We start from the raw sequence: 18757 nt of genomic DNA, 5'->3' as shown, positions 1-18757 counted from the left end.
CTTCTCGTGCGACTCAGCCCTGCGGCGGCGGCGAGGGGAGCGCGTGCGCGGGCAGGGTGCCGAGGCGGTGCCGGCCGCGGAGGAGGAACCAGGCCAGGCCGATCCCGACGACCGCGGCGACCACGACGACCGCGCTCCAGCGCAGCTCCTCCCCGTAGACCTCGACGCGCGGCCACGCGAGGTCGACCGTCATCGCCGCGCCCCAGAGCACCGCGACGACGTTCACCGGCAGGCCCGCGCGGCCGAGCGAGAAGCGCCCGGGCGCGGCTGCGGGCCACCGGCCGCGGAGCCGGGCGATCAGCAGCGGCACCGTCACCAGCAGGTAGGCGAGGTAGATCAGGATGACCGCCACGCTCGTCACGGCCGTGAAGATCGCCGGCGTCCCGATGTTCACGACCAGGATCAGCACCGCGAGCACCCCGACGACCAGCGCCGGCGCCACCGGTGTCCCGCGCCGCGGGTCGACGCGGGCGAGCACGCGGCTGCCAGGCAGGGCGTTGTCGCGGGCCATCGCGAAGATCAGTCGGATGGCCGCCGTGTGCACCGCCAGCGCGCACACCGTGATCGCGACGACCACGCAGAGCAGGAGGACCGATCCGAGGGGGCCGCCGAGCACCTGCAGCACGATCCGCTGCAGCCCGCCCGACGCCTGCCCGAGCGCCGGGTCGGCGAGGTCGGGCGCCGAGAGGATCCCCAGCAGCAGGATGAGGCCGCCGAGGACGAAGGAGGCGGTCACCGCCCGCAGGATCGCCGTCGGCGCGGTCCGGCGCGGATCGACCGTCTCCTCGCCGAGCGAACCCGCGGTGTCGAACCCGTACATCACGTACGCCGACGCGATCGCGGCGATGAGGAACGCGCCGGCGTACCCGCCCGGCGTGCTCCCGCCGTAGCCGCTGGTGTCGAGCAGCACGGTCGGCGGATGCACCACGTTCACCGCGAGCACCGCCACCAGCAGCACCGCCGCGACGAGCTCGATCAGCACGCCGACGCTGTTGATCCGGGCCATCAGCCGCACGCCGCGCGCGTTGACCGCGGTGGTGAACGCGATCAGCGGTCCTCCCCAGACCACCGCGCTCACCCCCGCGGAGCCGCCGAGCTGGAACCCGCTCCAGATCTGCGGGAGCGTCGCCTGGTACGCCAGCACGACGGCCGCGAGCGTGACCACGGACGCGGTGGCCATCAGCCAGCCCGCCAGCCAGCTCACCGTCGGCCCGGCGAGGCGCTTGCTCCAGTTGTAGACGGAGCCCGCGACCGGGTAGCGGGCGGCGAGCTCAGCGAAGCACAGCGCGACCATGAGCTGCCCGGTGAACACGATCGGCCAGGACCACCAGTAGGCGGGACCGCCGAGCGCGAAGCCGAAGGAGAAGAGCTGGAATGTGCCGGTCAGGATCGAGATGTAGCTCACGCCCGCGGCGAAGCTGCCGAAGCGGCCGATGCCGCGGGTGAGGGAGGGGCGGTACCCGAACTCAGCGGTCCCGTCGTCGACGTCCTCGGTGGTGCTCATCGGGCTCCCCCTCGCGGGCGCGCTCGTCGCACCGAGGTCAGGATGCCAGCCGCCGCCCGGCCGCACGACTCCCCCGTCCCGGGCGTCAGTCAACCGGTGCTCAGCGCTCGCCCCGCTCCCGGTGCACAGGACTCGGGCGGCCCCCGCGGACGGGAGCGGCGTCAGCCGTGCGCCGCGAGCCGGGTGCGCTGGGGCACCAGGAGCTCGAGCAGCTCCTCGACCCCGTCGACCCGCTGCGGCTCGACCGGGTGCCCGGGTCCGCACGGCTTGTAGGCGGGCGGATCCACGTTCAGGACGTGCCCGACGGGCCGCCCCTTCTCCCAGACCGTGAGGAGGAAGGCGCCGTCCCGCTCGTCGGGGGCGCCGATCTCGAAGACCCGGCCGCGCACGATGGCGCACTGCGGCTCCTTGCGCGCGAGGCGCACCCAGAAGGGATGGTCTCCGGTCATGGTGTCCGTCCTCCCCGGCCGACCCGCGGCCGTGCCCGTAGCGGTCGACCGGTGATCGTGTCGTCGGCGACCCGCAGGGCCACGGTACGTCCGCCTCCCCTCAGCCGATCAGGGGGTTCACTGCGGAGCCTCGCAGTGGTAGCGGACGCCGGTCGCGCCCGGACGCGCACCACGGGGAACCACTCACTGCTCGTAGGAGTCCTCGTAGTCGGCACCACTGGTCAGCTCGCCGTCGCCGGGCTGCACGGGATGCTCGCCGGTGAGCGCGTCGATCCGCTCGCGCAGCCGTGCCACCTCCGCCGCGTTGTCCGGCTCGGGCAGGTCGCTCGGCGTGGTCTCGACGATGAGGGCGGCCGCGGCGTTCACGAGGAAGGTGGCGTCGACCGTCCCGCCGTCCGCGCCGATCCCCGTGTACTCGACGGTGTCGGCCGCGCCTTTCGCGGCGAGGGCGACGGCGTACTCGACGAGCGCGTCGGCCGCCTCGTCCCCCACGAGGATCGTCTTGTCGGCGAAGAGGATGTGCTTCATGCCGTCCATGCTCGGCAGCGCCGGCTGCGTGGAGGGAGGAGGTTGACAGAGGACCGCCGCTGACGGAAGACCTGGACAGATCGAGCAGAGAATGGCAGCCGGGTTGTCGGATCCCTCCGGTCTGCGGAAGGGTGGTGGCAACGGCGGGCGCCTGCCGGCCGGAGATCAGGGGCTGGAGACGCCGATGGGGAAGCTGCACTACGACGGGACCGTCGAGATCGACTTCGAGGACCGCGTGCTCGCGCACCTGCAGATCGTCATCACCGCGAAGCTGCGCCGCAACGAGTCGTTCCTGCTCAGCTGGCGCGACGACCACAGCATGGGCGACGGCCGCAGCGCGATCTGGATCCACCCCTCCCACGCGCTCCGCTACAAGTACTTCGGCGGCCGGATGCCCCGCATCAACCCCGCCTGGATCTCCGCGCTCACCGACCTCGCGAACTCCGCGGGCGGGCTGTACGTGATCTCGGAACCCGCCGAACCGGTGCGTCCCCCGGCGAAGGGCGACCAGCTGTGAAGCGCATCGACCTGATCTACAACGGCACCGCCTACACCGTCAACAACAGGAGCCTCGACGAGTTCCGCACCGAGGTCGAGGCCGCCCTGGCCTCCCCGACCCCGCAGTGGCTGACCGTCAACTACGGCGAGGGTCGCGCGAACCCGGCGCTCCTCCTCATCACGCCGTACACCCCGCTGTCGATCATCACGAACGACTTCGACGAGCTCAACGCAGAGCACGAGTAGCGGCGGACCTCCGAGAGGTCAACCACGTCGTCCGGTCGATCCGCGCCCCGTACCGTCGGGCAGGACCTCGTCGACGTCGTGCGCGGACCCCGCACGGCGGCACCCGATCGACACCTCCCGCGCCTCGGCGCACGACAACGGCCGCGGACACCCGGCCAGGAGCCGTGATGACAGATCCCGCCTTCGCCGTCCTCGACGACCTCATCGCCGCCCTCGAGCGTCCCGGTTCGATCGACCCCGGCCTGAGCCGCTCCGTCGCCGTGCAGGCCGCCGTCCTCCGGCTCCCGTCGCCCCGCACCATGCACCGTCCGCGCCCGACGAGCCGCTTCACGGGCCGTCGCCTCGTGCGCCCGGGCAGCGCAGCCAGGCGGGCCCCCGCGCGTCACCGCGTCGTGGTCCCCGCCGGTCCGGCGGAGCGTCGCTCCGAGCGGAGCCGACGGCTAAAATGGGCGCGGTGACCGACTCCGACGCTCTCTGCGACCCGTATCTGCGCGGGTATCCGATCGACGGCGTCGCGATCTCCACGCTCGGCAGCCCCTTCGGCGGCGAGACCGTCGCCGCGAGCGACAGCACCGCGAGCCGGCTGGACGAGATCCAGATCGACCTCGGCGAGGGCCCGTGCTGGGAGGCGATCCGCGCTGCCGGCCCCGTCTCGGTGCCGGACACCGGCGCGGAGGAGCGCTGGCCGCTCTTCACCGAGGCGATCGGCCCCACGGCGGTGCGCGCGGTCTTCGCCTTCCCGCTCTCGATCGCGGGGCTCTCGATCGGCGCGGTCGACCTCTACTCCCGCCGCCCCACGTCGCTCAGCGACTCCCTCCTCGGCCGGATCAGCGCCTCGACCACCGCGACGGCGCTGCTGGTGCTGGCCGCGGTGCTGCGCGACAACGAGGTCGAGGAGAGCACGAATCCGCGCTCCCGACGCGTGGTGCACCAGGCGACCGGCATGATCATCGCGCGCTACGGCAGCACGGCGGAGGAGGCGCAGCTGCTGCTGCGCGCCCACGCCTTCGCCCAGCAGCGCTCCGTCGTCGATGTCGCCTCCGGCATCGTGGCCCGGCACGACGGGTTCCCCGACCGCCCTCTCACCGCCCAGGACGACACATGGTGACGAACTCCCGCGAGCGCAGCGTCATCCAGACGTTCGTCGCCCTCTACGACACACTGGTCGACGACTACGACGTCGTCGACTTCACCCAGACCCTCGTGGAGAGCAGCGCGACCCTCTTCGACGCCGTCTCGGCGGGGCTCGTCCTCGCCGACTCCACCGGCTCCCTCGAGGTGCTCGCCTCCACGGACGAGGACACCCGGCTGATCGAGCTGCTCCAGCTCGACAGCGGGTCGGGCCCGTGCATCCAGTGCTTCGAGACCGGGCGGCCGGTGATCGTCGAGGACGCCCGCGCCGTGGGCGAGGAGTGGGCGGAGTTCCGGACGCTGGCGGTCGAGCTCGACGTGCTCTCGGCGCACTGCGTGCCGATGCGCTCGGCGGGGACGACGATCGGCTCCCTCAACCTCTTCCAGGCCCGGCCGGGGCGGCTCGATCCGGACGACATCGCGGTCGTGCAGGCGTTCGCCGACGTCGCGACGATCGGGATCCTGCACCAGCGCGCGCTCCAGCAGAGCACGGTCACTCAGGAGCAGCTGCAGCACGCCCTCGACAGCCGGGTGCTGATCGAGCAGGCGAAGGGGATCCTCGCCTACGCCCACCGCACCACGGTCGAGCAGGCCTTCGAGGTGCTGCGGGTCCGCGCGCGAGCGACGTCGACCCCGATCACGACGCTCGCCCAGGAGATCATCCGCGACTACCGGCGCTGACGCTCCGCGCGCGCGGAGCAGGAGCGGGGCGGATCCGCGCCGGCGGCGCCGCGGCTCAGAGCTCAGTACTCGTTCTCGAGCTCCCACGTCGCGCGGGGGTCGACGTCCGAGGCGGGCACCGGTCCGCCCGCACTGTCGAGCGCGTCGAGGCGCTCGAGGATCTCGGTGCTCGACTCCGCCGCTGCGCTACCGGCCCCTGCGACCACCAGGGGGACGCCGAGCCCGACGGTGAGCGTCACGACGGAGGAGGGGGCCGAGTCGTCGGCGACGCTGACCGTGCTCATCCGGTGCCGCTGCGCGAGCGCGAGCGAGTAGCGGACGACGGCGTCGGCGGTCGCGTCGTCGAGGGAGAGGGAGCCACCGGTGTGGAAGAGCGTCGTCATGGTCAAGTCCTCGCAGGGCAGGCGGATGGGCATGGTTCCGTCACCGGGGGCCAGGATGCGGTGGGCTCACGCTACGCCCTGGGCGCTCGGGGGTGCAGGTCTTGCGCCGAGGCGTGCCCCTGGCGCATGGTTCGCTCCCGACGCCGGAGCAATTCCCCCATGGCTCTGAGGCGGCTCACACGTTAACGTGAACACACGCGTCGGTCCCCTCGGCTCGACGCATCCCTCCCCTGAAGGAAAGGTCTCGACGATGAGACGACGCTCCCCGGAGCCCCCTGCCGCCGCGCCTCGGCGCCGCGTGCGATCCCTCTTCCTCTCCGCTCTCGCCTGCACGAGCGTCGCCCTCACCGGCGCTCTCGTCCCCGTCTCGGCGCAGGCCGTCGACGTCCCGGCGCCCACCGCGCACTACGACATGTCGCACGCCGGCTCGGCCCTGCTCGACATCTCGGGCAACGGACGCAACGCCACCCTGACCGGCCTCACCGACGCGTCCTTCGCGAACGCCGGCGGCGACCAGGTCGCCCGGTTCAAGAACGACGGCTACGCGAGCCTCCCCCAGGGCCTGGTCACCGGAGCCGACAACGCCTTCGCCGTCGAGTACACGGTGAAGACGCAGACCACCGCCAACCAGTTCGGCTGGGTCATCGGCGACGGCGTCGGCCCGTGGAACACCACGCAGCTCGGCAACCACGTCTTCGTGAACCCGCGCAACCCCGACGGCTCGCCCAGCGGACAGGTCCTCGCGGGCATCCGCGTCAAGGAGCCCACCAACAACGGCGAGACCCGCATGCCGTTCGGCGGCACGCTGAACCCCGGGTTCACGACCCTCACGCTCGTCGGCACCGGCACGGGGTCGAGCACCGTGCTGACCCTCTACCGCGACGGCACGCAGATCTCGACGGCGAACACCACGAAGTCGATGGCGAGCATCGTGCCGACCGGGTCCACTCTCGGCTACCTCGGCCGCTCGCTCTACTCCGGCGACGCGCTCGTGACCGCCGACGTCACCGACGTGAAGTTCTGGGACACCTCCCTCACCGCCGAGCAGGTCGCCTCGAGCATGCCGACCGCCACGGCGAAGGCGTCCGCGACCTCCGCCCTGCTGCGCTCGGACATCCAGCCCGTCCTGCTGGCCGGCAACCCGTCGCTGACCCAGGTCTCCTCGAACCTGACGCTACCCGCCTCCAGCAGCGGCGTCCCGCTCACCTGGACCTCCTCGAACAGCGCGGTCGTCTCGGCCACCGGCGTCGTCTCGCGCTCGATCGCGCAGAACACCCCGGTCACCCTGACGGCGACCACCGCCCAGGGCGCGACGATCGCCTTCGAGGTGGTCGTGCTCGCCCCGAGCATCAACGACGACCTCGACGCGCTGAAGCTCGCCACGCGCACCACCGAGAACCTCCCCCTCGCAGTGAAGGGCGCCCGGAACGGCACCGACATCACCTGGACCTCCTCGGACCCGGCCCTCGTCACTCCGACGAACACCTCCTACGCGGCTCCGGCGGTCGGCGCGGCCGACCCCTACCGCGGCGGCGGCGTCGTCACCCGGCCGGCCTACGGCTCCGGAGACAGGACCGTCACCCTCACCGCGACGGCCACCCTCAACGGCGTCGCCGAGACGCGCGCCTTCACGCTGACGGTCGCCGAGCTCGGCCGCACCGCTCCCGACGCGGGCTACGCCTCGGCGTACTTCAAGTCGGACGGCGACGAGAAGATCTACCAGGCCGCGACCTCGGGCAACGACTTCTTCACCTTCTCGCCGGTCAACGGCGGGAAGGCGGTCATCACCTCGACGACCGACACGAAGGGCCTGCGCGACCCGTTCATCCTCCGCTCGCACAACGGCGACAAGTACTACATGGTCGCCACCGACCTCTGCATCTCCTGCGGCACCGGCTGGGGCGACGCCCAGTCCAAGGGCAGCCTGAAGATCGAGGTCTGGGAGTCGACCGACCTGGTGCAGTGGACCCGCACCAACGGCGCCGACACCGGCATCACGGTGAACCAGCCGGCCGCCGGAATGACCTGGGCGCCCGAGGCGTACTGGGACGACGCCCTGCAGTCCTACGTCGTGTTCTTCTCCTCGCGCCTCTACTCCGACGCGACGAAGACCAACAACGACAAGCTCTACTCCCGCGTCTTCTCCGTGATCACCCGCGACTTCCGCACCTTCACCGCTCCTCCCGCCACCTGGCAGGACACCGGCTACGCGCGGATCGACTCGACGATCACGAAGATCGGCGACTACTACTACCGCTTCACCAAGAACGAGGAGGGCGGCGCCGCCGGCACCCTCGAGGCCGGAAAGGACATCTTCCTCGAGAAGTCGAAGGTCCTGACCGCCGGGACGACCTCCTCGAACTGGAGTGCCGACCCGAACACCACCTGGCAGCTCACCGACACCCGGATGACCTCGCTCGAGACCGGCCAGGCCGGTGAGGGACCCGAGATCATCAAGCTGAACGCGGGCGACCCGAACGACACCACCGGCGCGGGCGACGGCTACGCGTTCCTCGTCGACAACTACGGCGACGGCGGCTACAAGGCCTTCATCACCTCCGGAGCGGCCATCGCCGGCAGCTCGCAGACGAACCGCCTCTCGCAGTCGGCCGACTGGAACGTCTCGCCCAAGAGCCGCGCCGGCCTCCCGGCCAGCCCGCGGCACGGTGCGTTCGTGAGCGTCCCGCAGACGGTCCTCACCGCCATGAAGAACTGGACCGGCGTCACTGCCGTCGACTCCACCACGACCCTCACCGCCGACGGCCGCACGGTCACGGCGACGGTCGCGGCGGCCGACAGGGGCGACGTCGTCGGCTCGGTCACCTTCACCGGCGGCTCGTGGACCTCGACCGTCCCGCTCTCCGGCGGCTCGGCGAGCGTCTCGGTCCCGGCGGGCGTGACCGGCGTCACGGCCTCCTACACCGGGTACGCGGACAAGCTGGTGCGCACGTCGGTCTCGGCCGCCGTCCCGCTGGACACCCTCGAGCTCGTCCCCGCCGTCGCCACGCGCTGCGTCGCCGGCAAGATCGTGCTCACCGCGACCGTGAAGAACACCGACACCGCTGCCGCGGACGTCACGATCACCTCGGCCTACGGCTCGAAGTCGTTCACCGCGATCGCACCCGGATCGTCCGCCTCCGCCGCCTTCACCACCCGCCTGGCCTCGATGCCGGCCGGCACGGTGACGGTGACCGGATCGGCGACCGGCCAGCCCGCGTTCACCGCGACGGTCCCCGTGGCCGCCGCGCGCTGCTGACTCACTGACGACGAAGGGCCCCCTCCTGCGCTCGCGCGGAAGGGGGCCCTTCGTCGTTCCCGGGTCAGACGGTGGGAGCGAGCAGGTCCGCGTGGTGGGCGGCCGCCACGTTCGGGTGGGCCCGGAGCCGGTAGCGCAGCGCGTTCTCGCCGTAGGTCTCGAGGATCGGCGCGTTCGTCGGGTCGACCGAGAGGCCGGACTTGAGCTCCTCGGGCAGCGGGAGCGAGGGCATGGTGGCCGAGAGCGCGGGATTGAAGAAGAACGGGATCGAGATCCGGTCCGTTCCGATCAGCGGCGAGATCACGCGGTGCAGCGTGGCCTTGAGGTAGCCGCCCGTGGCGAGCTCCAGCATCTCGCCGATGTTGACGACGAACGCGCCCTCCATCGCGGGTGCCTCGATCCACGAGCCGTCGTGCTCGACCTGCAGGCCGCCCTTGCCGGGCTCGACCAGCAGCAGCGTCAGCACGCCGCCGTCGCGGTGCGCGCCCACGCCCTGCTTGGGCTCCGGGTCGGAGGTGCCCGGGTAGCGGACGACCTTCACCAGCGAGAACGGCCGCTCGGCGAACGCCTCGTCGAACACGTCCTCCGGGGCGTCGAGCGCGACGGCCCAGGTGCGCAGCAGCCGGATCGCGACCGCGGCGAGCTCCGCGTGCCAGCGCTCGAAGACCTCGCGGAACTCCGGCAGCGCCTCGGGCCAGAGGTTCGGCCCCTCGAGGCGCTCGTAGTCGGCGACGCCGGGCCCGGCGGGAACGGCCGGTCGGTCGATGCCGATGTCGACCTGCTCGCGGTAGTCGACGTCGCCGTTGGTGAGCTCGGCGCCGAAGCGGGTGTAGCCGCGGAACTGCGGGCTGAGGGTGTTCTCGATCGCGAGCTTCTCCTCCTCCGGCAGGTCGAAGAAGCGGCGGGAGACGGCGACGACGTCGTCGAGGAGGTCCTGGGGCACGCCGTGGCCGACGAGGTAGAAGAAGCCCACGTCGTGCGTGGTCTCCCGGAGGTCGCGGCGGAAGGCGGCGGCCTCCGCCTCCCCCCGGTCGAGGCGGGACAGGTCGAGGATCGGCAGGGAATCGGTCATGCACCGACTCTCGCGCACGAACCTGCACAGCAGTCGATTGTTACGACAACCAAAACGGCGGGCCCCGCCACGGCGCGGAAGAGGTTCCTCCGCTCCGCGACCGGGCCCGCCGTGAGCGCCGAGTGTTACGGCGTGGGCATGCCGCCGTTGACGTGCAGCGTCTCGCCGACGACGTAGCTCGACTCCGGGGAGGCGAGGAACACGTAGGCGGGAGCGAGCTCGGCCGGCTGGCCCCAGCGTCCGAGCGGCGTCTGCGAGCCGACCTCGGGCAGCTTGTCGGACGGCTGGCCGCCCGCGGTCTGCAGCGGCGTCCAGATCGGGCCCGGGGCGACGACGTTCACGCGGATCCCCTTGGGCGCGAGCTGCTGCGCGAGCGCCTTCGAGAACGTGTTGATCGTGGCCTTCGTGCTGGCGTAGTCGACCAGCATCGGCGACGGCTGGTAGGCCTGGATCGACGAGGTGCTGATGATCGCGGAGCCCGGGGCGAGGTGCGGCACGGCCGCCTTCGTCATCCAGAACATCGCGTAGACGTTGGTCTTGAAGGTCTCGTCGAACTGCTCGTCCGAGAGCTCGAGGAAGTCCTCGACGTGCTGCTGCTTGCCCGCGTTGTTGACCAGGATGTCGAGTCCGCCCAGGCCCTCGACGGCCTTCGCGACGGCGCCCACCGCGAAGTCGTGGTCGGTGATGTCGCCGGGGATGGCGACGGCGGTGCGGCCGGCCTCCTCGATCAACGCGACGACCTTCTTCGCGTCGGACTCCTCCTCGGGGAGGTAGACGATCGCGACGTCGGCGCCCTCGCGGGCGTAGGCGATGGCGACGGCCGCGCCGATGCCCGAGTCGCCTCCGGTGACGAGCGCCTTGCGCCCGGTCAGACGGCCGGAGCCGCGGTAGGTCGACTCGCCGCGGTCGGCGGGGTCGTCCATCTTCGAGTCGAGGCCGGAGCCCTCCTGGTACTGGGCCTCCGTGTCGATGTCGGCGAACATCGCGGTCGGGTCTTGGAACGTGTACTGGTCGTTCTGCGGAGTCTGGTCGTTCTGCGAAGTCATGTCTCGACGCTAGGCGCGCGGGATCGGCGGCCGCGCGTGCTTGACAGCCCCGATCCGCCAGGACACAGGAGGTCTTCAGGAGCCGCGGAGCCCCCCGGATCGGGGAGAATGGTGCGGTGACCCGCGACGACTCCCTGTCCTTCGACACCACGGCGCCGCTGCCCGGCTGGCAGCACGCCTACTCCGGCAAGGTGCGCGACCTCTACACCCCCGACGACGCCGACCCCGTGCTCGGCGCCGACCGCATGCTCGTCGTCGCCAGCGACCGGGTCAGCGCGTACGACGCGGTCCTCGAGCCCGGTATCCCCGGCAAGGGCGAGCTGCTGACCACGCTCTCCCTCTGGTGGTTCGCGCAGCTCTCCGACGTCCCCAACCACCTGATCCCCGGCGACATCCCCGAGGCGGTCCGCGGCCGGTCGATGCTGGTGAAGACGCTCGACATGTTCCCGATCGAGTGCGTCGTGCGCGGCTACCTCTCCGGCAGCGGCTGGAAGGAGTACCGGGAGACGGGCTCCGTCTGCGGCGTCCCGCTCCCCGAGGGCCTCCACGACGGCGACGCGCTCCCCGAGCCGATCTACACCCCCGCGTGGAAGGCCCCGCAGGGCGAGCACGACGAGAACATCACCTTCGAGCGCACGGTCGAGATCGTCGGGGAGGAGGCCGCGGAGGCGCTGCGCACCCTCTCGCTCGCCGTCTTCCGCGAGGCGTCCACCATCGCCCTGGCCCGCGGCGTGCTGCTGGCCGACACGAAGTTCGAGTTCGGGGTCGACCGCGGGACCGGAGTCGTCACCCTCGGCGACGAGGTCCTCACGAGCGACTCCTCCCGCTACTGGGACGCCGACGACTACGACGCCGGCATCCGCGGCCGCTCGTTCGACAAGCAGATCGTGCGCGACTGGCTCTCCGACAACTGGGACGGCCAGGGCCTCCCGCCGACCCTCCCGTCCGAGATCGTCGAGCGCACGGCCGCGCGCTACCGCGAGCTCATCGAGCGCCTCACGCGCTGAGGCACCGGAACGACCTGTGGACGATCACCACCCTCGCGTCCGGCTGGAGGCCCGCGGCGAGGATCCGGACGAGGCGCGGCACAGCCTCGCGCGGCTCTACAACGGCGACGAGTGGCGCGCCGCCACCACCGCTGCAGACTTCAGCTACCGCTACGCCGCCATCGGCGACGGCGGGATGACCCTCCGCACCTCGCGGATGTCCGGGCGCCTCGCGGGCGGCGTGGGTGACTCGGACGATGTCGTCGTGCAGTGGATCGTGGGCGGCTCCGGCCGGATCGACGTCGGCCGCGCCTCGATCGCGATGGAGGAGAACCGTCCCGTCCTCTTCCCCGTCGGCCGGCCGTTCGCCTTCGACTACGTCGACTTCGACCAGCGCCTGGTGCACCTCGACCGGGGAGTGGTCGACCGGGTCGCCGCCGAGCGGGGCCTCGTCGGGTCCCTCGTCTTCGACTCCGAGCACCGCCCCGACGCCGCGGCGATCCGCCGCTGGCGCACCGCCGTCGCCGACTCCGCCCGCGCGCTGCGCAGCGAGCGCGTCGAGCCGCTGCTCTGGGACGAGCTCACCCGCGCCACGGCCTCTGCGCTGCTCGACCTCTACCCTCCGGAGTCCGCTCCGGTCCCGCCCGAGCTCCTCGCCCCTCGGAACGCACGGATCCGCACGGCCGTCGAGTACGTGCACGCCCACTGCAGCGAGCCGATCGGCCCCGCCGAGATGGCGGCGGCGTCGGGCCTGACCGTCCGGGGCCTGCAGTCCGCGTTCCAGCGGGTGCTCGGGATGCGCCCGATCGCCTACCTGCGCCTGGTGCGGCTCGACCGCGCCCGGGAGGAGCTCGCCGTGAGTCCGCCCCTCGGGACGACGGTCGCCGCCGTCGCCCGGCACTGGGGCTTCGGGAACGCGGGCCGCTTCAGCGCGGCCTACGCGGAGCGGTTCGGCGAGTCGCCGAGCGCCACGCTGCAGCGCTGATCAGTCGACGAGCTCGGGCGGCGGCTGCCCCTCGAGGATGCGGCTGAGGCCGTCGAGCAGCACCGCGACGGTCGCGGCCTCCGACTCGGGCACCTTCGCGACCATCGCGCGGATCTGCTCGTAGGTCGGGTCGTCGGTGCCGACGATGGCCTTCTGCGCGCGCTCCGTCAAGCAGAGGATGCGGCCGCGGCCGTCGGACGGGTCGGGAGTGCGGTCCACGTAACCGGCGCGGGCGAGGCGGTCGACGAGGAGGGAGACGGCCGCCGTCGTGATCGACAGGGCCGCGGACAGGTCGACGGCGCGGACGATCTCGTCGCGCCGCTCCCCGACTCCGATCAGCCGCAGGGCCGCGAGATCCGTGGCGCCGATGCCCAGGCGCCGCTCCACACGGCCGTCGTAGTCGCGCTCCGCCGTGCGCAATCGCGCGAGCAGAGCGAACAGGTCTGGCCGAGCGTCCATCGAAGTGCACCTTCCGAGCGGCAGGCGCCCCGGACGGGAACTCGCTGCCCCCATCGAACCACTTCTCCGGCGTTCGGACGGCGTGTGTCCCGAAAGCGCAGTCGGCGCCGAGACTGTTAGTCAACCGACTTAGCAATACCTAGTGTCGACGGTGCGGCACGCCTTCCGTGCGCCGCCGACGGTGAGGAGGTGCGCGCGATGGGACGACTGCTCTACGGCGCACCCGCCAGCTCGCACTCCTTCGAGGACCGCGCCCTGGCCCACCTCCAGACCGTGATCACCTCGCGGTTCCGCCGCGGCGAGGGCTTCCTCCTGACGATCGAGGACGCCGAGGGCCGCCGGTCCGAACTGTGGCTCCACCCCGGCATCCCCACCCGCTACGAGTACGACGGCACCGCCGCGATCGAGCTGAACCCGCACTGGCTGCGCGAGCTCTCGAACGCCTCGAACGGCCGCCTCGGCCTCCACCTCCTCCCCGAAACCTCGTCGCCCGACGACCTCTCCGTGAAGAAGATCCCCGCATGAGCGACCACAACGGCACACTGTTCCGGCGCGGAGGCACCGTCCGCTTCGTCCGCTGGATCTCCTCCCGCGACGGCGGCTGGGCCCCCGAGATCGTGCAGGGGCGCTACCTCGAGCGCGACGACCGCGGCTGGCTGGTCGAGATCGAGGGCACCCCGACGGTGCTCGCGAAGGACGACTGGGCCGTCTACCGCTGACCGGCCGTGCGCTCGGCGTACTGTTGAGCAGGTGCGTTCTCGTGATCGCCGCGGCATCACCTCGGCTCCCCTCCTCCTGACGACCATCGGAACGACGAGCCTCGTCTTCCTCTGCGCGTTCGAGTCGCTCGCCGTGACGACGATCATGCCGATCGTCAGCGCCGATCTCGACGGCCGCGCCCTCTACCCCCTGGCCTTCGCGGCGACGCTCGCCGCCGCCGTGGTCGGGATGGTCGCGGCCGGCTCCTCGGCCGACCGCCGCGGCCCGACGCCGTCGCTCGTGGTCGCGATCCTGCTCTTCACCCTGGGTCTCGTCGCCGCGGGTGCCGCGCAGTCGATGCCGGTCTTCGTGGCGGCCCGCCTGCTGCAGGGGCTGGGCAGCGGAGGGATCACCGTCACCCTCTACGTGCTCGTCGCGCGGGTCTACCCGAGCGAGCTGCATCCGAGGATCTTCGGCGCCTTCGCCGCGGCCTGGGTCGTGCCGTCGCTGGTGGGGCCGCTGGTGGCCGGAGTCGTCGCCGAGCTCGCGAGCTGGCACTGGGTCTTCTTCGGAGTCGTCGCCCTGGTGGCCCTCGCGAGCGCCGCTATCGCGCCGACGCTCCGCTCGCTCGAGCCGCGCGAGCGCCTCCCCTTCGATCGCCGGGCAGTGGGCCGCATCGCCCGCGCCGTGGTCGTCTCGGCCGGAGTCGTCGTGCTGAGCACGAGCGCCGAGCTCGCGCCCGATCTCGCCGGGCTCCTGGCCGCGGCCGCCGTGGTGGTCGTGGTCGTGGCGGTTCGCGCGCTCCTGCCGGACGGCACGCTGCGCGCTCGGGGCGTCCTGCCGTCGGTGATCCTCCTCCGCGCCCTCGTCGCCGCGGCGTTCTTCGGCACCGAGGTCTACCTGCCGCTGCTGCTCTCGGAGCAGTACGGCCTGCCACCCTGGCTCTCGGGCGCCATGCTCACCGCGGGCGCCGTCTCCTGGGCTCTCGGCTCGAACATCCAGGGACGCCCGGGTACCCGCCTCAGCCACGGCGGAGCGATGCGGCTCGGCACGTCGCTCGTGCTCGCCGGCATCGGAGTCGTGCTGCTCGTCACGGTGCTCGCCCTCAGCCCGATCGTCGCGGGCGTGGGCTGGTTCCTGGCCGGCGGCGGCATGGGCACGATGTTCCCGCGGATGGGGACGATGACGCTCGCGCTCTCCGCTCCGGGCCGGGAGGGCTTCAACAGCTCGGCCCTGCAGATCGCCGACTCGACCGGCGCCTCGGTCTCCCTCGCGCTGACGGGCCTCCTCGCGGCGGCGGTCACCGGCCTGATCGGGGCCGGGACCGGGGTCTTCGCCGCGACCTTCTCGTACGCCGCGCTGATCGCGATCGTCGCGGTCGGTCTGGCCGGCCGGCTCGACGGGCTCCTGCGCCGCGAGGGACGCCGGGAGCCCGCCGAGCAGGCTCAGCTGTAGAGCGACTCCGGCACGTCGAGGCCGTAGATCGCGCGGCCGGACGACCAGATCACCGAGCAGGCGGCCCGGAGCAGATCGGTCGCGTCGTCGCCGGCGTCCACGATCACCACGGAGTCGCCGTCGAGGCGGACCTTGGCGCCGCGGACGGCGTGCGTGCCGTTCCGCGAGACCGTCGTCGCCGGGTAGGGCAGGTGCAGCTCGCGCAGGTCGCCGAGGATGTACGTCGGCCGGAGCTTGGGCTCCGCGGCGAGGAGCTGCTTGGCCCGGTCGATCCCGGTGAGCACGTGGGCGCTCTCCATGTCGGCGCCGTTCGCGCCGGCGATGTCGGTGTCGAGCCGGTCGCCGAGGAACAGCGGGTTCGTCGAGCCGAAGCGCGCGGTCGCCGCGTCGAAGATGGCCCGCTCGGGCTTGCCCGCGACGACCGGGAGCCGACCGACCGCGGTGTGCACGGCCGAGACGAGGGTCCCGTTGCCCGGGGCGATGCCGCGGGCGACGGGGATCGTCCAGTCGGTGTTCGTCGCGACCCACGGGATCCCCGTGTGGAGCGCGAACGAGGCCTCGGCCAGCTGCTCCCAGCCGACCGTGGGCGCGAAGCCCTGGATGACCGCCGCCGGCGAGTCCTCCGCGCTGCGCGTCACGGCGAACCCGGCGCGCTCGACCTCGGAGGTGAGGCCCTCCGCCCCGACGACGAGGATCGTCGAGCCGGCCGGCACCAGGTCGGCGAGCAGCACGACCGCCGCCTGCGGGGAGGTGACGACGTCCTCGGGCCGGACGCTCAGCCCCAGCTCGGAGAGGTGCCCGGCGACGGAGGCGTCCGTGCGGGAGGCGTTGTTGGTGATGTAGCCGACCCGCAGCGTCTCGGCCGCTCGGTTGAGGCTCTCCACCGCGAAGGGGATCGCGTCGGCACCCTTGTAGACGACCCCGTCGAGGTCGGCCAGGACAGAGTCGCGGCCGTCGAGCGGGGTGGGCTCAGTCCTGCTGCTGCGGAACATCGGCGTCCTCCTCGATGGTGTCGGCGGATTCGACCGACTCGTCGGCGGTCGGGCCAGCCGAGTCGAGAGCTTCATCCGGGTCCGTCTCGGCGAGATCGTCCGACTCGAGGGACTCGTCCGCGAAGGTCGGCTCGTCCGTGTCGACGAGGTCGGCCTCGGCGCCAGCGGTCGCATCAGCGTCGTCCGCGTACGCGTCGTCGTCGTCGGCGATCTCCTCGGACACAGTCCGGTGGACCTCGTCCTCGTCCGCGTCGTCGACGGCGGTCGGGCCGTCCTCGTCGTCCAGGTAGTCGTCCGCGTCGTCGACCGCGGTCCCTTCCTCAACGCGATCGGGAGCGGACTCGGCCTCCGCCGACTCGTGCTCCTCCTCGATCACCTCGATCGTCTCGTCGTCACCGCCGCCCTCGGCCGCGAAGACGGCCTGCGCCGCGATGTCAGCGCGACGCTGCCACTCGGCCGCCTCCTCGGAGCGGCCGACCTCCTCGAGGACGAGCGAGTAGGCGGCGAAGAGATCCGGGCTGTACGAGAACGCGCGGTCCGGGTCCAGCTGCGGGATCTCGAGCTCCATGAGAGCGAGCTCCGCCTGCCCGAGGTCGAGGCGGGCGCCGGACATGGCGATGGCCAGCGACACCTGCGCGCCGGGGCTCAGCGTGGTGCGGTCGATCGACCGACCCAGCTCGAGCGCCTTGTCGGGCCGGCCCACGCCGCGCTCGGAGTCGACCATCAGCGGCACCTGCTCGTCCGAGCCGGAGATCCGACGGAAGGTCCGCAGCTCGCGCAGCGCCAGGGCGAAGTCGCCCGTCGCGTACGCCGAGATGGCCAGCGACTCGCGGACAACGGCGATGCGTCCCGCGCGGCGGGCCGCCGAGAGCACGTGGCGGTGCGCCAGCTCGGGGTCCTCCTCGAGGAGGCGGCCGGCCATCACCAGGTGACGGGCGACCCATTCGGCGTTGTCCTTCGAGAGCGTGCGCAGCTCGTTGCGGGCGACCTTGTCGAGGTCCTTGGCCTGCACGTCGTCCGGAAGGTCCGGGTCGTCGTGGCGCGGACGCACCGACTGGAGGGAGCGCCGCTCGCGCTCCTCCTCGGTGAGCTCCGGCTCCTCGCGGGGGCCGCCGCGTCCGCCGCCGAAGCCTTCGCGTCCGCGTCCGCCGCCCCGACGATCGTCCGACCACGGCCTGCTTCCCCCATCGCGCGATCCACCGCGGAACGGCGGACGCGAGTCCCCGTCACGCTGCGGACGAGAGTCGCCACCACCACGGTAGGAAGGGCGGGAGTCACCATCACGCTGCGGACGCGAATCTCCACCGCCACGGTAAGGAGGACGGGAGTCCCCGTCACGCTGGGGACGCGACTCGCCACCGCGATAGGGAGGCCGAGAGTCACCGTCCCGCTGCGGACGCGAGTCGCCACCGCGATAGGGAGGACGCGAGTCCCCATCGCGCTGCGGACGGGAATCCCCACCACCACGGTACGGAGGACGGGAGTCCCCATCGCGCTGAGGACGGGAATCCCCACCCCCGCGGTACGGAGGACGAGAGTCCCCGTCGCGCTGCGGACGGGAGTCCCCACCACCACGGTACGGAGGACGAGAGTCCCCATCACCCTGCGGACGCGAATCCCCACCACCACGGTACGGAGGACGAGAGTCCCCATCACGCTGCGGACGGGAGTCCCCACCACCACGGTACGGAGGACGAGAGTCCCCATCACGCTGCGGACGAGAGTCCCCACCACCACGGTACGGAGGACGAGAGTCCCCATCACGCTGCGGACGAGAGTCCCCACCGCCACGGTAAGGAGGACGGGAGTCCCCATCACGCTGCGGACGGGAATCCCCACCACCACGGTAAGGAGGACGAGAGTCCCCATCACGCCGCGGACGCGAATCCCCACCGCCACGGTAAGGAGGACGAGAGTCCCCATCACGCTGCGGACGCGAATCGCCACCACCACGGTACGGAGGACGAGAGTCCCCATCACGCTGCGGACGGGAGTCGCCACCGCCACGATAGGGAGGACGAGCATCACCGTCGCGGCGGGGGCGGGAGTCGCCCGAGCCGCCGCGATCGTTCGAGGAGCGGCCGGGGCCGCCGGCGCGAGGCGGCCGCTCGTCACGACGTCCGGAGTCCCGGTCGTTGCGGTCGGATCCTGAGTCGTCCATGCGTTCCTCGCCTGTCGTGGTGATGCTCTGTGGAGTTGACCCACCCGAAGGCGGGGAGGACGGCCGTAACCGTCGCACCACCCTAACCCGCACCGCGCTCCAGTGAGCAGCGGGGATCCGAGGTGGTGGTTAAACAGCGATGGCCACCCATTTCTGGGTGGCCATCGTGAATGGTGTCCGGCGGTGTCCTACTCTCCCACAGGGTCCCCCCTGCAGTACCATCGGC

The 18757-nt window shown here is 72.0% G+C and carries 20 protein-coding genes; 11 read left to right on the top strand and 9 right to left on the bottom strand.

Going from position 1 to position 18757, the window contains the following annotated elements:
• Positions 1–13: 13 nt before the first annotated feature.
• The 3 genes from C5C56_RS09280 to C5C56_RS09270 form a co-directional block, all read right to left on the bottom strand.
• Entirely contained in the window at positions 14–1504 is a 1491-nt protein-coding gene (locus C5C56_RS09280) for an APC family permease (protein ID WP_104319458.1), read from the bottom strand.
• Between the two features lie 161 nt (positions 1505–1665).
• Positions 1666–1953 (bottom strand): hypothetical protein, encoded by a 288-nt coding sequence (locus C5C56_RS09275; RefSeq protein WP_104223782.1) that lies wholly within the window; start codon positions 1951–1953, stop codon positions 1666–1668.
• A 183-nt stretch (positions 1954–2136) separates the two neighbouring features.
• Positions 2137–2481, bottom strand: a complete 345-nt coding sequence (locus tag C5C56_RS09270; RefSeq protein WP_104226802.1) for a hypothetical protein — start codon at positions 2479–2481, stop codon at positions 2137–2139.
• A 184-nt stretch (positions 2482–2665) separates the two neighbouring features.
• Here C5C56_RS09270 and C5C56_RS09265 point away from each other — a divergent pair, with 184 nt between their 5' ends.
• The 5 genes from C5C56_RS09265 (at position 2666) to C5C56_RS09245 (ending at position 5037) form a co-directional block, all read left to right on the top strand.
• Entirely contained in the window at positions 2666–2998 is a 333-nt protein-coding gene (locus tag C5C56_RS09265; protein ID WP_104223784.1) for an ATP-dependent DNA ligase, read from the top strand.
• Entirely contained in the window at positions 2995–3225 is a 231-nt protein-coding gene (locus C5C56_RS09260) for a hypothetical protein (RefSeq protein WP_104319457.1), read from the top strand. The genes C5C56_RS09265 and C5C56_RS09260 overlap by 4 nt, the downstream gene beginning before the upstream one ends.
• A 167-nt stretch (positions 3226–3392) precedes the next feature.
• On the top strand, positions 3393–3683 hold the full coding sequence (locus C5C56_RS09255; RefSeq protein ID WP_104233816.1) for a hypothetical protein: 291 nt from the start codon (positions 3393–3395) through the stop codon (positions 3681–3683).
• Positions 3680–4333, top strand: coding sequence for a GAF and ANTAR domain-containing protein (locus C5C56_RS09250; protein WP_104351715.1), 654 nt, complete (start codon positions 3680–3682; stop codon positions 4331–4333). The genes C5C56_RS09255 and C5C56_RS09250 overlap by 4 nt, the downstream gene beginning before the upstream one ends.
• Entirely contained in the window at positions 4327–5037 is a 711-nt protein-coding gene (locus C5C56_RS09245) for a GAF and ANTAR domain-containing protein (protein WP_104319456.1), read from the top strand. Before C5C56_RS09250 ends, C5C56_RS09245 begins: the two co-directional genes overlap by 7 nt.
• Before the next feature lie 62 nt (positions 5038–5099).
• Here C5C56_RS09245 and C5C56_RS09240 read toward each other — a convergent pair whose 3' ends face one another.
• Positions 5100–5420 (bottom strand): hypothetical protein, encoded by a 321-nt coding sequence (locus tag C5C56_RS09240; protein ID WP_104223789.1) that lies wholly within the window; start codon positions 5418–5420, stop codon positions 5100–5102.
• A 298-nt stretch (positions 5421–5718) separates the two neighbouring features.
• Here C5C56_RS09240 and C5C56_RS09235 point away from each other — a divergent pair, with 298 nt between their 5' ends.
• Entirely contained in the window at positions 5719–8676 is a 2958-nt protein-coding gene (locus tag C5C56_RS09235; RefSeq protein ID WP_258065642.1) for an immunoglobulin-like domain-containing protein, read from the top strand.
• 64 nt (positions 8677–8740) lie between these two features.
• Here the strand turns inward: C5C56_RS09235 and C5C56_RS09230 are convergent, their stop codons facing one another.
• A complete protein-coding gene (locus tag C5C56_RS09230; protein ID WP_104233812.1) occupies positions 8741–9748 on the bottom strand; it encodes an isopenicillin N synthase family oxygenase in 1008 nt (335 codons plus the stop codon).
• A gap of 125 nt (positions 9749–9873) precedes the next feature.
• A complete protein-coding gene (locus tag C5C56_RS09225) occupies positions 9874–10794 on the bottom strand; it encodes a glucose 1-dehydrogenase (RefSeq protein ID WP_104223791.1) in 921 nt (306 codons plus the stop codon).
• A 116-nt stretch (positions 10795–10910) separates the two neighbouring features.
• Between C5C56_RS09225 and C5C56_RS09220 the strand changes: the two genes are divergently transcribed.
• Together C5C56_RS09220 and C5C56_RS09215 are read left to right on the top strand one after the other, a co-directional pair.
• Positions 10911–11801, top strand: a complete 891-nt coding sequence (locus C5C56_RS09220) for a phosphoribosylaminoimidazolesuccinocarboxamide synthase (RefSeq protein WP_258062286.1) — start codon at positions 10911–10913, stop codon at positions 11799–11801.
• A gap of 16 nt (positions 11802–11817) precedes the next feature.
• Positions 11818–12765 (top strand): helix-turn-helix domain-containing protein, encoded by a 948-nt coding sequence (locus tag C5C56_RS09215; protein ID WP_104233810.1) that lies wholly within the window; start codon positions 11818–11820, stop codon positions 12763–12765.
• Here C5C56_RS09215 and C5C56_RS09210 read toward each other — a convergent pair whose 3' ends face one another.
• A complete protein-coding gene (locus C5C56_RS09210; protein ID WP_104326055.1) occupies positions 12766–13224 on the bottom strand; it encodes a MarR family winged helix-turn-helix transcriptional regulator in 459 nt (152 codons plus the stop codon).
• Between the two features lie 198 nt (positions 13225–13422).
• Between C5C56_RS09210 and C5C56_RS09205 the strand changes: the two genes are divergently transcribed.
• The 3 genes from C5C56_RS09205 to C5C56_RS09195 are packed head-to-tail and all read left to right on the top strand — an operon-like array spanning position 13423 to position 15378.
• Positions 13423–13749 carry a hypothetical protein gene (locus C5C56_RS09205; protein WP_104223794.1) on the top strand — a complete coding sequence of 109 codons (327 nt, stop codon included), beginning with the start codon at positions 13423–13425 and terminating at the stop codon, positions 13747–13749.
• Positions 13746–13943: a hypothetical protein gene (locus C5C56_RS09200; RefSeq protein WP_068256013.1), complete on the top strand. Its 198-nt coding sequence runs from the start codon at positions 13746–13748 to the stop codon at positions 13941–13943. Before C5C56_RS09205 ends, C5C56_RS09200 begins: the two co-directional genes overlap by 4 nt.
• A gap of 31 nt (positions 13944–13974) precedes the next feature.
• Positions 13975–15378: an MFS transporter gene (locus C5C56_RS09195; protein ID WP_258065641.1), complete on the top strand. Its 1404-nt coding sequence runs from the start codon at positions 13975–13977 to the stop codon at positions 15376–15378.
• Here the strand turns inward: C5C56_RS09195 and C5C56_RS09190 are convergent.
• Positions 15369–16370 (bottom strand): HAD-IIA family hydrolase, encoded by a 1002-nt coding sequence (locus C5C56_RS09190; RefSeq protein WP_104319455.1) that lies wholly within the window; start codon positions 16368–16370, stop codon positions 15369–15371. The genes C5C56_RS09195 and C5C56_RS09190 overlap by 10 nt on opposite strands.
• Positions 16348–17421: a hypothetical protein gene (locus tag C5C56_RS09185; protein WP_258065640.1), complete on the bottom strand. Its 1074-nt coding sequence runs from the start codon at positions 17419–17421 to the stop codon at positions 16348–16350. Before C5C56_RS09185 ends, C5C56_RS09190 begins: the two co-directional genes overlap by 23 nt.
• Positions 17422–18757: the final 1336 nt, after the last annotated feature.

The organism is Rathayibacter sp. AY1D1, from assembly GCF_002932635.1.
GTDB lineage: Bacteria > Actinomycetota > Actinomycetes > Actinomycetales > Microbacteriaceae > Rathayibacter.
The sequence above is the reverse complement of the archived record's forward strand: the minus strand, read 5'-3'. Positions and strand labels throughout refer to the sequence as shown.

What these genes read in the sequence shown, in the direction of transcription:
- C5C56_RS09255 (WP_104233816.1), top strand. Translation starts at nt 3,393, where the DNA reads ATGACAGATCCCGCCTTCGCCGTCCTCGACGACCTCATCGCCGCCCTC.
- C5C56_RS09205 (WP_104223794.1), top strand. Translation starts at nt 13,423, where the DNA reads ATGGGACGACTGCTCTACGGCGCACCCGCCAGCTCGCACTCCTTCGAG.
- C5C56_RS09240 (WP_104223789.1), bottom strand. Translation starts at nt 5,420, where the DNA reads ATGACGACGCTCTTCCACACCGGTGGCTCCCTCTCCCTCGACGACGCG.
- C5C56_RS09265 (WP_104223784.1), top strand. Translation starts at nt 2,666, where the DNA reads ATGGGGAAGCTGCACTACGACGGGACCGTCGAGATCGACTTCGAGGAC.
- C5C56_RS09225 (WP_104223791.1), bottom strand. Translation starts at nt 10,794, where the DNA reads ATGACTTCGCAGAACGACCAGACTCCGCAGAACGACCAGTACACGTTC.
- C5C56_RS09190 (WP_104319455.1), bottom strand. Translation starts at nt 16,370, where the DNA reads ATGTTCCGCAGCAGCAGGACTGAGCCCACCCCGCTCGACGGCCGCGAC.
- C5C56_RS09275 (WP_104223782.1), bottom strand. Translation starts at nt 1,953, where the DNA reads ATGACCGGAGACCATCCCTTCTGGGTGCGCCTCGCGCGCAAGGAGCCG.
- C5C56_RS09230 (WP_104233812.1), bottom strand. Translation starts at nt 9,748, where the DNA reads ATGACCGATTCCCTGCCGATCCTCGACCTGTCCCGCCTCGACCGGGGG.
- C5C56_RS09210 (WP_104326055.1), bottom strand. Translation starts at nt 13,224, where the DNA reads ATGGACGCTCGGCCAGACCTGTTCGCTCTGCTCGCGCGATTGCGCACG.
- C5C56_RS09280 (WP_104319458.1), bottom strand. Translation starts at nt 1,504, where the DNA reads ATGAGCACCACCGAGGACGTCGACGACGGGACCGCTGAGTTCGGGTAC.
- C5C56_RS09270 (WP_104226802.1), bottom strand. Translation starts at nt 2,481, where the DNA reads ATGAAGCACATCCTCTTCGCCGACAAGACGATCCTCGTGGGGGACGAG.
- C5C56_RS09245 (WP_104319456.1), top strand. Translation starts at nt 4,327, where the DNA reads ATGGTGACGAACTCCCGCGAGCGCAGCGTCATCCAGACGTTCGTCGCC.
- C5C56_RS09200 (WP_068256013.1), top strand. Translation starts at nt 13,746, where the DNA reads ATGAGCGACCACAACGGCACACTGTTCCGGCGCGGAGGCACCGTCCGC.